Source organism: Niastella sp. OAS944 (assembly GCA_024809215.1).
In the GTDB taxonomy this organism is placed as follows: Bacteria; Bacteroidota; Bacteroidia; order Chitinophagales; family Chitinophagaceae; genus Niastella.
The window spans coordinates 1,812,142-1,825,824 of the sequence record JANUBW010000001.1; the positions used below are offsets into that span (position 1 = coordinate 1,812,142).

Consider the following 13,683-nt stretch of genomic DNA (forward strand, 5'->3'; position numbering starts at 1 on the left):
ATAACAATTAATCAGCCTGCTGCACGTAGATCCTTTATCAACTCTATCAACTTTTCAACTTATCAACTAAGAAGCATAAGCATCTAACAATATCTTCGTATTCCTTTTCCACAAATCTTCTGTATTACCAATACCTAATGCCCACACTTTATAATGATCATTGCGTAATGCAAACTTTATACCTTCTGCTAATTTCCCGGGGTCATTGGGCGGAACGAGTAAACCGTTCACATTATCTTGTATGAATTCGGGGAAAGAACCCACATTGGTTGCAATTACCGGCGTGTTCAAACCAAATGCAGTCATCAACACACCGCTTTGTGTAGCGTCTTTATACGGACAAACAATAAACTTCGCCTGCTTTATAAGCGTGGCCAGTTCATCGTTAGCTATATGCCTGTCAATAAGCGTGATATTGTTTTTATATTTTGTAAGAACCGCTTCATCAATTTCAAAACCAGGATAACCTTTGCCGGCGATGATCAGCTTTTCATCAGGAAACTCATTAAACACTCCGGGCATCGCCAGCAACAGGTCATCTATTCCTTTATAGGGCGACAGGCGGCCAAAGAATAAGATATGTTTCTTTGCACTTTCGTCTTTATTCACAAGATTATTCAGAAAACTGTATGGGCTCATATGCAGCACCCGCCTGGCATCTTTCAATATTTTGTAATGATCTTCAAACTGCCTTTTAGCAAACTGTGAATAAAACAGGTATTGTTTCTTCACCGGCATATTGAAAAAAAACTTACGGGGCAAACTTACTTTCCAGGTATTCTCCCCAGTGTGGGGAACAGGATCATGAATGGAGATACACACATTTTTAACCGATCGTAAATAAGGCAACATGCCTATTGCCCGCAAACCGAATGTTTCAAAATGTATTATATCTGGTTTGAACTGTTTTATATATCGCCATACATTGCCCGAAGCCTGTAAGGTGCTGTATGAAAAACCGGTACGATGTGGATGGATCACAAAATGCACACTGGCCGCACCATCAAAATAAGGCTTTAGGTGTTCGTAACTCCTTTTGGTCAATATTTCCTCAGGCTTTACCAGCGTTTTTCCTTGGGGAATATTATCAATTTCAAGCACCGTCATATTCTTGCCGTGCGGTGTTAATTCTATCAACACATGCAACTGTACATGCTTCTTTAAAACATTGATCAACTCAATGGTAACATCCAAAAAACAAACCTGCACGTAATATGCAACTGTCATGGTAAACTATTTTCGGGTTTTCTATTGGCTGCTAATTGAAGGCTTGCTGCAGGGAATTTTACAAAGGCAAGGGCCACCAACAACCAGAAGCCTGTAAATAATGCAACTGGTGGCAGCTTGTACGATAATAAGATATATGCGCCCACAAGTAAACCGGTCAATACATAGAATTTCAACACATGCCCGATGGTTATCATGCCTTTTCGCACCAACAGTACATCCTGACAAATATGAAATACCAGGAAGGAGAAGAAGATGGCCAGGTTCACCGTTGTAAGATTTTTTGCGAACAGAAAGCCGGTAAAGCAAAATATTATATTAAGCACCAGGCTCACCACATTAAACCACATATCGGCCCGCTCCATATTCATGGCCACTAACACATTTGCCTGCAACAAAGCCGTAGGAAAAATGAGGATCGTCAGAAACATTTCTTTGGTGTAAACGCCCGTTATATTATATGCACTGCCAAACGCCCAGGGTATTAGGGTATCGGCAAATGAATAAATAAAGGTGTATGAAAACAGACCGAACAATAAATAGTAATTGAATACTTTGCTGTAATAATTTCTAAAGTCGTGCAGTATGCCTGTTTTAAACTGTTGCACCAGGCCGGGGAAAACCGACATGGAAACGATGAGCGGTAGTATTTGCGCAATGGAAAACACCCTGAAGGAGATCTCAAAATGCGCCACATCGGCCAGCGGCAATGTTTTTGAGATAATGATATTTGAAATACGCCAATAGGCTATTGACACGCTGCCAATGATAATAAACGGCCAGTTGGCAAATACGATCTTCTTTACTTCGCTCCACGCCAGTTTGTAATTCCACAACGAACGCAGGCTTACGGTCTTTGAAGAACCAACGCTGAGGAAAAAGTTCAATGTAATAAACCGTACTATTATCAGCAGCACCGATAATGTCATGATGGAGAATGGAAAAAGAAACAGCAGGCAACCAATGGCAAATTTCAGCACAGAGTCAATGATCAGAATTTTAAACGTTTTATTCTGGTTGAACTCCGCTATATTCAAACATTTAATACCATAAATGAAATTATCAAACACAATATTGATTCCCAACAACACGATCAGTGATTGCAACAAGGGTTCTTTATACAACAGAAAGGCTACTCCCACGTTACATATGTAAAAAAAACATCCGCTGTATAGTTGGATCTTGAGGAACCGGCTTACCAGCTCCTGTTTATCTTCCACATCAACCAGCTCGCGGGTAAACCACTGCCCCAGCCCCAGCGTTGAAAATGCCGCCAGAAACTGGTAGATAGTATTGGCAATAAGAAAAAAAGCAAATTCACCAGTGGTGTATTTGCGCGCCACAATCACAAAAAACAAACTGAGCAAAACGCTTTGCAGGCCATTGGCAGCAATGCCCCAGAAACTGTTTTTTATTAACCGCGATCTAAACAGGCTTAACAGCTTGCTCTTCATTTATAATTTTTGAGCGATTTGATAAATAGATCAGGAATGTAGTTAAACATACCAGCACGATGAGGTTACGGCGGTCGGTTATTGAGTAGAGCGATATAAAGGATACCAGCCAACAAATGACAGGCGCTATAAACATTAACACCCGCGCATCGGTTTGCTTTTTTATATAGGCGCGAAGCCCGCCAACCATTGAACCAATGATAAGGATGAACACCACCAGAAAACCCGGTCCGCCAAACTCAGTAAGGATCTTTAAGTAACCATTCTCAGGCTGATCTAAAAAAACGATCTCATTTTCAAGTATCAGGTATTGGTCCTGCGAATAGCGGGATACATAATCTTTATAGTTACCAATACCGATCCCTAAGAACGGATGGCTTTTAAAAATGCCATAGGCCTCCTGCCAAATGGTAGCTCTGAAGTCGAATGAATTATTGAAATCATCTTTACGGTTGAATAGGATCAGGGATTGTGAAAAAAATGCGATCACAATACCACCCGCCAAACAACCTACAATGATGTACTTTTTATACTGCACCCCGGCAAACAACAGGAGGAACAACATGCCCGCACTTAAACCCAGGAACGCAGAACGGCCGCCTGTTAAGAACATAGCCACTACCACCAACAGGAACATCAGGATGTTGATCACTTGTGGCCGTTTAAAATTCTTGTTGTTTATCAGGAATAAAAAGCTCAACATGGCCAGGAACTGGGCATACTTCTGCGAATCGTGAAAGTAACTGGGATACCTGATACCATTACTATCGAGCACATTCTGGTTCAGTTCGGTATACAATTTAAAATCTAACCCCACTATCATTTGCACCACCAGAAAGGCGATAGAGAACAAACAGGCAAACTGTAAACCCTTTATCATTTTATTGATAAACTGTTTATCATGCATACACTCAACTATCAATAGCCGGGCATAAATAAAAACAGGGAATACCGATAAAATGGTGATCAGCGAATTGGTGATGAACGAAGAGGTAAGACTGCCCAGCAGCAACAGAAAGATCAGCGTTAAAAAACCACCGAAGTAAAACCGGTTTGGTTTATATATGCTTAAGAAATCTTTGTACCGCCAAAACAATAGCAAATAGGAAAACCCATCGAACAACGTAAGGCTGCCCCATTGATACGGTGTAATTTTAAAGTCGATCAGCGGCAAGGCGTACAACATGTATAACAGGTATGTACGCCTTGGTTGCCGGCTGAGCAATACTAAAACAACGAAAACCAAAATAGCTGCGGCGGTCAATACCACCATCAGTGATTTCATATCTTATAATAGTTTGATCAACTGATCAAATGTTCAAATTGTATTTTACCGGCCTTTTCAATTTCTTTTACATCGCTTTCCACCATTTCTTTTACCAACATGCCGAGGTCGTATTTAGGCTCCCAGCCCAATTTTGTTTTTGCTTTGGTAGCATCGCCAATCAGTAACTCCACTTCGGTTGGGCGGAAATAATTAGCATCAACCGCCACCACCTGTTTGCCAATTTCCAACTGATAATTTTCATTATTACAGGCTGTCACAAAACCGCGTTCATTAATTCCTTCGCCCCTGAAATCTATTTCAATACCCAGTTCGGCAAATGCCAGTCTTACAAACTCCCGTACTTCAGTTGTAGTACCGGTGGCAATTACAAAATCTTCCGGTGCATCCTGTTGCAGTATGCGCCACATAGCCTCTACATAATCTTTTGCATGTCCCCAATCGCGTTGGGCATTCAGATTACCGAGAAAGAGGCAATCCTGCATACCTAAAGCAATAGCTGCCACTGCACGCGTTATTTTGCGGGTAACAAAGGTTTCGCCGCGCAACGGACTTTCGTGGTTGAACAAAATACCATTGCAGGCATACATGTTATATGCTTCGCGATAGTTTACGGTGATCCAATAAGCATATAATTTTGCCACAGCGTATGGGCTGCGGGGATAGAATGGCGTTGTTTCCTTTTGCGGAACTTCCTGCACCAGCCCGTATAGCTCGGAAGTAGATGCCTGGTAAATACGCGTTTTCTTTTCAAGCCCCAGTATACGGATGGCTTCCAGTAAACGCAGCGTTCCAATACCATCTGCATTGGCAGTATATTCCGGAGTATCGAAGCTCACTTTTACATGGCTCATAGCCGCCAGGTTATATATTTCATCAGGTTGAGTTTCCTGAATGATGCGTATCAGATTGGTGCTATCGGTCATATCGCCGTAATGCAATTTGAACCGAACATTTTTCTCATGCGGATCCTGGTACAAATGATCTATACGATCGGTATTGATAAGCGATGACCGCCGTTTAATACCATGTACCATATATCCTTTCTCTAAAAGTAGTTCCGCCAGGTACGCTCCGTCCTGACCATTAACCCCGGTTATTAACGCTGTTTTCATCTGAAATTATTAATTGTTTTTCATTTGCCAGATGGAACTTACCATGACAAAATTTTCATTGCTTGAATTTCATAATGAAAATTTTGTCATGGACATTTCATTATGCAACTGATTTTACTTGTATGGTTGATTTGTAATCTTCATATACCTGGCGCAAGCCTGCTTCGAGCGAGATCTTATGCCGCCATCCCAACGAATGCAGCTTTCTTACATCAAGGATCTTGCGTGGGGTGCCATCGGGTTTGGTGGCATCGAGCACTATACGGCCTTTGTAACCTACCAGCTCCTTTATCAGTTCGGCCAGTTGTATAATACTGATGTCTTCGCCAACACCCACGTTCACCGGCAACTTATCGTTGTAATGTTTCATTAGGTAAACACAGGCATCGGCCAGGTCATCGGCGTGCATAAATTCACGCAAAGGAGAACCGGTACCCCAAATCACCACCTGTGATGACCCGCTTTCTTTCGCTTCATGAAATTTGCGCAGCAGGGCAGGCAACACGTGACTGCTTTGCAGATCGTAATTATCATTGGGACCGTACAGGTTGGTGGGCATGGCCGAAATAAAATTGCAGCCATACTGATCGTGATAAGCCTCACACAATTTCAAACCGGCGATCTTGGCTATTGCATAAGGTTCATTGGTTTGTTCCAACGAACCCGATAATAAATATTCTTCTTTCAGCGGCTGTGGCGCCAGCTTGGGATAAATACATGATGATCCAAGAAAAAGCAGTTTCTTCACCCCATGTTTATAAGCCTGGTGAATGACGTTACTTTCTATCATCAGGTTATCGTATAAAAAATCGGCGCGCCAGGTATTGTTGGCAACAATACCACCTACTTTAGCAGCAGCCAGAAAAACATACTCAGGCTGTTCGGTCTCAAAAAATTCGGCTACAGCTTCCTGATTGCGTAGGTCGAGCTCGCGTGAGCTACGGGTTATAATATTGTCAAAACCCAGTACCTCCAGTTTTCTCACAATAGCGCTGCCCACCATACCACGGTGGCCAGCCACATAGATCTTATCTGAATAATGCATTATAAAAGTTATTGGTATATGAAGTTGTGATGGGTATTATTTCCACATTGCCCTTTTCCACCTCGGCCGTCATGGCATAACCCAGTGAAGGCAATTGCACTTTTACCGTTTTGTTCCTTACTTCAATTACATCGCCTTCGCGTGCCATTAACGGACCGCTTGAAATGCGCACCCGGTCGTGTAAATTGACATCTATTTTTTCGAGCTGTACATTTTGGTACTCATCGAGGAATTGTTTAATAGCATCTATTTCTTCATCACGTATTACAGCGGGCTGGCCCAGCCAGTAAACGAAATTCATTATACCATCTGTTTGCTTTATAGCCAAATGCTCCATTGGTTCTGCATGTACAAAAACATAGGATGTAAATAATGGCTCCAAAACAAGTTTCTTTCTATCGGCCCACTGACGAACTACTTTATTCAATGGACAATAATTCTCAATATGCTTTTTAACCAGCAGATCGGCTACCTTCTTCTCCCATCTAGGCCGTGTATACACAGCGTACCATTTCTTAGTTGTATCCATATGCTTCTTTTATTGTTTGTTAAAAAACAGGCTCCGCCCAACTCAGTTACAGGGTACTGTACCGGCAATTTATTTTTTAATAAAGTTTCTACTGTAGAGGCGCAGATAAAGAGGTCGAACTACCCGGTGAGGTCCGCCGCCCGACTATTCATCGGACTGGCGGGTTGCTCACTCTCACACTAATTTTATATAGGTTTAAACGAAGTCTTGGTCTTTTGCTTTCTTTTTTCTTTATAGGCATAGCCATCACCATAACCATATCCGTACCCGTAATGATGTTTACCAAATCCACGGGGACGAATGCCGTTAAACACAATAGCCATATTCTTCAAGATATTCACTTTGCTGTTCTTATCTATTTGCTCAACCAGCACTTTCGGTGTATGCTTGTGCCGTACAATATATAAGGTAGCATCGCAATAAGGTGAGATAATGTATGCATCAGTAACCGGTCCAACAGGTGCGCTGTCGATGATTATATAATCAAAGATGCCATCGAGATAATTGAGCAGCTCCTGTAAACGGCTGGAGGTTAATAACTCTGTTGGGTTTGCCGACAATGGTCCCGCAGGAATGAACCATAAATTATCGTTCACTTCACTGCGTCTTATTATTTCTTCAGGCTCCCTGGTGCCCAGCAAATAACTGGAGATACCAACATCTGAACTAATATTCAGGTAATCGCTGATGGCCGGACTATGCAGGTCCATTTCAAGCAACACAACTTTTTTACCTGTAAGCGACATACTCAGGGCCAGGTTGGTAGCAATAAAGCTTTTACCCTCGCCTGAGATGCCCGAAGTGATCAGTACTTTTTTATTGGTAGTATTTACACCGAGATAGTTAAGGGCCTGACGCAATTTGCGGAATTGCTCAGCAACAAACGAACGGCTGTTAACCCCACCAATAACGATCGGGTTCTTCGATTTATCGTTAGAGATCTCTGCTATTACGGGATGATTGGTCAGGCGTTCAATATCCTGACGGTACATGATCTTACGATTGAACAGTTCTTTCAGCGTTACCCATACCAGCCCTATTGCCAGCGCCACAATGATGGCAATGGCAAAAACGATGGGCATTTTAGGACTAACCGGCGCCACGGTTGAAGAAGCACGGTCAACCACGCGGCTGTCACTAACATTGGCAGCATAACTCAATGCGGTTTCCTCTTTCTTTTGTAAAAGGAAGCCGTAAATGCTTTGCATGGTGCTTTGCTGACGGCTGATCTCTATAAGATCACGTTCTTTTTTAGGAATGGTTTGCAGAACAGAGGTATAGGAACTGTTTGTATTAGCCAGGTTCGATTTACTGGCTACCAGTCCGCGCCGTTGGTTCTGAATATTCTCCAGGATGCCTGGTTTTATACGATTGATTTGATCGCCTACCGAAGACAGCAACGGATTGCCTTCACCGGTAGTTGTTTTCTTCTTTTCATATTCCAGTTCCAGTTCGTATAATTTATCAAGCAGATTCGATAATACCGGATCGCTTACTCCCAAAGTAGAAGGCGCAATACTGCTGTTATTATCTTTTTGCTTTACATAATGCTCAACCTGGTCGAGCACAGCCAGCTTCATATCAATTTCGCTCAGCTTTTGGTCGTTGGCGCTTACATTCTCAAGGAACAGTTTACCCTGTTCGCTTACATCTACCGCCTCCTGTGATGATTTGTATCTTTCGATCTTCGATTCTATTCCACTAAGGTCGCGCGATACGTGGTTCAGCCTGTCTTCCACAAAACGAAGAGTGTTGGCAGCCAACGTATTTTTATCTTTCAGCATGGCCACATTGTAGGCCGTGAGTAATTCATTTAAAATATCTTCACCACGCTGGGGCACTTCATCGCGAATGGTGAGATTTAATATAGATGATAATTTGCTGGCCGATGAAATAACCAGGCGGTCCTGGATGTTTGCTATAACTTTCCGGGGTTGCTGCAAACTGAAATAATACTGACCAGCCGGCGTATAGGTGGAATCCTCCATTCTCGTATTAGGAGCAAACTGCAGCGTGCCATAGGGTGTTTGTACCCACTCCTTTATAGGAAAGCTATCGGCGCCAATGATCACCTTTTGCTCTGGTTTATTATAGGTAAAATATACTTTCTTTACCTCCCGTAAACTGTCGGGGCTTTGTACTTTAACGATCACCGGCGAAGTTGTGTATGCAGGTAATCCGCCAGGCGCTTTTTTCGACACCCAGCTTGTTACTTCATTTTTGTTTGCCTCCAACCAGGTATTGATTTTCCTTTCTTCAAAAATGGGCGCGTATAGTTGCAGGTTATTTACCACTTCTTTTACCAACGTGCGCGACTGCAACACTTCCATCTCATTTTCAAGGATCTTCTTGGTGGAGATCAGGTTGAGCGATTCAAGCCCTTTGGAATCTTCTACGCCTTTCTTTTCATCTTTAATTAATAACCGTGCTGTGGATTCATATTGAGGAATGGAATAGCGCATATACATGGCGGCCACTCCTACTGCCAGCAACAACAGAAATACAAACCACGGCCAGTAAGAAGCGTATCTACTCCACAACTGACTTATACTGGTTTCCTTGCTCTCCATTTCCAGTCCGTTATTGTGCGTTACTTGCATAAAAAATAAGTTTGTTTATCTAATTATCTTGTTAAACGATCTACAACAATTACACCGAGCGATAATGCACTAAATAATATGGGTAACCATACCTGGGAACGCCCCGTACTGGCCACTTTTGATTTATTTGGTTCCACATACACCACATCATTCGACTTCAAATAAAAATATGGGGAACTGAATAATTCCGTTGAATTAAGGTTTAAGCGTTGGGTCACTTTTTGACCGTTTTCATCCCGTATCACCAGTACATTATCGCGTTGCGCATAGATAGTAAGATCACCTGCCAGACCAATAGCCTCAAGCAGGGAAATACGTTCACTGGGCACTGTAACCACTGTAGGGTGTGCCACCTCACCTAAAACCGTTACTTTGAAATTGAGAAAACGTACTGTTAAGATGGGATCAACCAATAGCTTTTTGTCAACCAGCGCTTTGGTAAGTTTATCTTTCAATTCCTCCTTTGTTAAACCCGATACCGGCACCTGGCCCAGGAAAGGATACTGAATATTACCAGCGCCATCAACCAAAAAGCCGGTAGCTGTAGTTGTAGTGGTTGATGTATTATTATTGTTAACGCCACTGTTGTTGGCCTGGTTAAAAACAGCTGAAGCTTCAGCGTTTAAACTGCTCACTGAAATACTTAGCAAATCGTTTGGCTGTATCACCAGCTTTGGAATTGTGGGTGCAGCAAAAGAACCATTTTTCTGGTCTGAAAAATAAGTTGCCTTTTTCGTGTTCACGCATGATACAAACGCGAACATTAAAATTAAAATGCTAAAATATTTTATAGCCTGCCACCAATAAGGGCATGCCATAGTTTTCCTATAACCCATATATAATTTATTTTGCTAAACAAGCATTCGACGCTACACTACACTATACTTATGTATAGCCACTACGATCAGGATGTAAAAACCAACGACAAGGAGGCTTTTAATAGAATGGATTTTATTAGTTGGGGACATTGTATCAAAAAGCTTGCACTAAATACCAAAATTTGAAATTATTTTTCTGTGCAAGCACTTAATTCGTTCTACTATCCAATGATTATCAGCAAACAAACATATATTACTTAATAATCACTTCAACTCAGGCGGTCTTGTGCTTTAAGGAGTTGTTAACAGAATACAGGTAACGTTCGCCTTTCAATTTTTTAACTTCACTCACATAAGTTTTAATATCCTGTTCTTTTTCTTTCTGACATATCAACAGTACATCTGTTGTATCAACAACAATGTAATTCTGCAATCCCTGTAATACAACCAGTTTTTCATCCGATGCATGTACCACACATTGCGTTGTATCTATAACTACCACACCATTACCGGCAACTGCATTGTTCAATGTATCTTTACCCATATTCTCCCAGGCGCTGTTCCATGTTCCCAAATCGCTCCACCTGAATGATGCAGGTATTATATATACGTTGTCGGCCTTTTCCATAACTCCGAAGTCTATTGAAACGTTATCGCACACAGCATAGATATCGGAGATCATCAATCTCTCAAAACTTGTTCCAAGCCAGCTGTCTTTTTCTTTAAAGAACTGATACAGACCAGGGAGAAATTTTTCAATTGAACTTATAATTGTACGGGCCTTCCACACAAATATGCCCGAATTCCACAGGTATTCCCCACTGCTTACAAATGCAGCAGCGCGCTGTGCATCGGGTTTCTCAGTGAACATAGTCACCTTGTGTACCCCAGGTTCTCCAGCTTCTTCTTTATTGAATTGAATGTATCCATAACCGGTATTGGCATAGGAAGGCTTAATACCGAGTGTAACCAATACTTCGCGTGTATCTATAAACTGTAATGCCTGGTTGCAAACGGCTTCAAACTCGGCCTGATCGAGGATCAGGTGATCGGCAGGCGCTACAATGACAGAAGCATTGGCGTCTTTTTGAAATATTTTGAATGAAGCATATGCAATACAGGGAGCGGTATTTTTTCTTTCAGGTTCGCTTAAAATATTTTCTTTGGGAAGAATGGGTAATTGCTTTTCTACAATACCCGCATAATCTGTAGAAGTAACTACATAAATATTTTCTAATGGAGCCAATTTTTCAAAACGCCGGAATGTTTGCTGGATCAGGGTTTCGCCAGTTCCCAGGATGTCGAGGAATTGTTTGGGATAATCTGTTCTGCTTACAGGCCAAAAGCGTGAGCCCACACCGCCAGCCATAATAACCACATAAGTTGATCTTTGCATACGTTTTGTTTTGTTTCAGCAATAAGCGCCCTTACAAACATTTTACTATTTGTAACCTTTGGCAGCAGCAATCGTAATTAAATTTGGAATTTCTAAATACCCATGAAGTTGATCATGCTTACAATTCTTTTCAACAGCATCAGCATTCTCCCCCAACCTATAATTGTTACATGATCTGATTTTGATTTTGCATGGAATCCCAGTGCGTTATTGCAAATGGCGGGCCTTGTACCTGACTTCCCCAATTAAAAAGTAGAGATATATTTTACTACATATTGAATATTACTCAATACCACATTCGTTTTCGGCGCAATTGGCGGCAGGCTCAAGAAAAGTTTTCAACAAAAAGTGTGGAATTGTGGTTTATTATTTTCAGCAATAATTCTGTCTTTCCGGCTACAAACACCCATTAGTTTGTGTAATAAAATACTCAACCTACATATATTTTTGTAATATGTAACCAAAAAGAAGGCAAAGGATACTGTTACCCCAATATTATTTTTGATTGTTATGTTAGTGTTAATCGTTCTAATCGAAAAGACAAATAACAGTGGCGTTTTGTATGGGTTTGCCGTTTTTGACTTTTAGAAGACTATACATGATGACGCTTTTGCCGCTTTGCAGTTTGCCAACATCAAAGGTGATCTTTGTAGAAGAGAAGTGTTGCATGTCGGCTTCTATTTCATCCAGTTCCTCAAAACTATAATGATAACCCGTCCAGGGACCTTTAAATGGATTGTTGGCATCTTCTGCACCCGATTTGGCAGTGAACTCTAATTCCTTTCCATTATAGATAGGCTCGTTTAACACCAAATTGAATTTAAGTGAATCCAGGGCCTTTAACCGGCCGGTACCTTTAAATGTGAGGGTATTCTTCTTGAGTTTTATTACCAGCGTTTCGTCGCCGGTTTTAACCAGTTCCTGCTTTTTGCCGCTGCCATCCATATTGGCAAATTCATAATACTCAGCCCTGGTTATACCAAACTTTTCAAATATAAGCGCCGAGTCAGTTACCTTATCCATTGAGTCGCGGATCCAGGCGGCATTTTTTTCAGCTGTCTTTAAGATCTTGGAAGTAAGCTCCATTTCACGTGGGTTCACGGTTGACTTTATACCCATTAGCTCAACCTTGTGGTCGCCAGGCTTCAGCCACTGTTTAATATCGTCCCCAAACGCCAGCCCTTCTGCAGACTGCGAAAAACCATTAACTATAAATAACGTCAGGGACACCAGGAGCAATGCAGTGGATCTCATAGATATTGTATTGGCCCGAAGATAAAATACATTTTTTAAATATAAAAGTTACCGGTTACCTGGTACCAGGGCCTGCATTTTTGAGTTACAGGTTGCAGGTTGCAGGTTGCACGTTGCACGTTTCAGGTTACAGGTTGCAGGTTTCAGGTTGCAGGTTGCAGGTTTCGGGTTTGTATTCGCTTTTGGCTTTTGGCTTTTGGCTTTTGGCTTTTGGCTTTTGTCTTTTGGCTTTTGGCTTTTGGCTTTTGGGTGTATTCCATTATCTCATTAGCAAATTATCACATTATCACATTAACTACTGACATACTGTTGTCACTAGCCGCCATTTTCTTTGTAAAATAAATACAACTACCATGACAACTCAACACATCGCTTCCCTTACAAAAGACACTGCCATAGCCTATTTGATAAAGAACTATGCAAATTATAACCTGTGGGCCAATACAACCCTGGTGAACTGGTTAAAGACCAAACCCACGGCCCTGCTGGAGCAAACGGTTCCAAGCAGTTTCCCCAGCATAAAGCTTACACTGCTGCATATTTGGCAAACCGAGCGGTACTGGTTATCTATCCTTAAAAAAGAGGAGCAAAAGACATATGATGAATTCAATGGCAGTGTAGAAGATACATTTAAAGCATTGCTAAATACTTCAGCCGAACTATGCCATTATATCAATGATATGACCCATGATGATGTGCAGGCCAAAACCCTTATTGAAAGCCCCTGGTTCCAGTGCGATTTCAGCAACTTCGAATATATTATGCATTATGCCAATCACAGCACTTATCACCGCGGCCAGGTGGTCACCATCGGCCGTAGCCTTGGCTTCACCGATGCACCTATGACTGATTATAACTTATATAATATTGATGGCAAGGAATTCTAACAAGATGCAGGCAGGTACTCATAAATGTGGTTTTTACTATTAATATCATAAGGCGGTTCATGTTGCAATCGTT

11 protein-coding genes are annotated in these 13,683 nt (G+C 41.7%); 1 reads left to right on the plus strand and 10 read right to left on the minus strand.

Annotated features, from left to right (window positions below):
* Positions 1–66 precede the first annotated feature (66 nt).
* The 10 genes from GGD38_RS07100 to GGD38_RS07145 form a co-directional block, all read right to left on the minus strand.
* Positions 67–1,227 (minus strand): glycosyltransferase family 4 protein, encoded by a 1,161-nt coding sequence (locus GGD38_RS07100; protein WP_375298707.1) that lies wholly within the window; start codon positions 1,225–1,227, stop codon positions 67–69.
* Positions 1,224–2,681 carry an oligosaccharide flippase family protein gene (locus GGD38_RS07105; RefSeq protein ID WP_375298706.1) on the minus strand — a complete coding sequence of 486 codons (1,458 nt, stop codon included), beginning with the start codon at positions 2,679–2,681 and terminating at the stop codon, positions 1,224–1,226. Before GGD38_RS07105 ends, GGD38_RS07100 begins: the two co-directional genes overlap by 4 nt.
* Complete coding sequence (locus GGD38_RS07110; RefSeq protein ID WP_375298705.1) at positions 2,653–3,966, minus strand: O-antigen ligase family protein; 1,314 nt, start codon at positions 3,964–3,966, stop codon at positions 2,653–2,655. The genes GGD38_RS07105 and GGD38_RS07110 overlap by 29 nt, the downstream gene beginning before the upstream one ends.
* Positions 3,967–3,983: 17 nt before the next feature.
* Positions 3,984–5,081 (minus strand): GDP-mannose 4,6-dehydratase, encoded by a 1,098-nt coding sequence (gene gmd, locus GGD38_RS07115; RefSeq protein ID WP_375298704.1) that lies wholly within the window; start codon positions 5,079–5,081, stop codon positions 3,984–3,986.
* A gap of 100 nt (positions 5,082–5,181) precedes the next feature.
* Positions 5,182–6,126: a GDP-L-fucose synthase family protein gene (locus GGD38_RS07120; RefSeq protein ID WP_375298703.1), complete on the minus strand. Its 945-nt coding sequence runs from the start codon at positions 6,124–6,126 to the stop codon at positions 5,182–5,184.
* Positions 6,110–6,655, minus strand: coding sequence for a UpxY family transcription antiterminator (locus tag GGD38_RS07125; protein WP_375298702.1), 546 nt, complete (start codon positions 6,653–6,655; stop codon positions 6,110–6,112). The genes GGD38_RS07120 and GGD38_RS07125 overlap by 17 nt, the downstream gene beginning before the upstream one ends.
* A 185-nt stretch (positions 6,656–6,840) precedes the next feature.
* Entirely contained in the window at positions 6,841–9,255 is a 2,415-nt protein-coding gene (locus GGD38_RS07130) for a GumC family protein (protein WP_375298701.1), read from the minus strand.
* 23 nt (positions 9,256–9,278) lie between these two features.
* Complete coding sequence (locus GGD38_RS07135; RefSeq protein WP_375303784.1) at positions 9,279–10,019, minus strand: polysaccharide biosynthesis/export family protein; 741 nt, start codon at positions 10,017–10,019, stop codon at positions 9,279–9,281.
* A gap of 328 nt (positions 10,020–10,347) precedes the next feature.
* Entirely contained in the window at positions 10,348–11,469 is a 1,122-nt protein-coding gene (locus GGD38_RS07140) for a mannose-1-phosphate guanylyltransferase (protein WP_375298699.1), read from the minus strand.
* 528 nt (positions 11,470–11,997) lie between these two features.
* Entirely contained in the window at positions 11,998–12,723 is a 726-nt protein-coding gene (locus GGD38_RS07145) for a hypothetical protein (RefSeq protein WP_375298698.1), read from the minus strand.
* Positions 12,724–13,076: 353 nt separating this feature from the next.
* On the opposite strand from GGD38_RS07145, the gene GGD38_RS07150 reads away from it, so the two are divergent.
* Positions 13,077–13,610: a DinB family protein gene (locus GGD38_RS07150; RefSeq protein WP_375298697.1), complete on the plus strand. Its 534-nt coding sequence runs from the start codon at positions 13,077–13,079 to the stop codon at positions 13,608–13,610.
* The last annotated feature ends 73 nt before the right edge of the window (positions 13,611–13,683 follow it).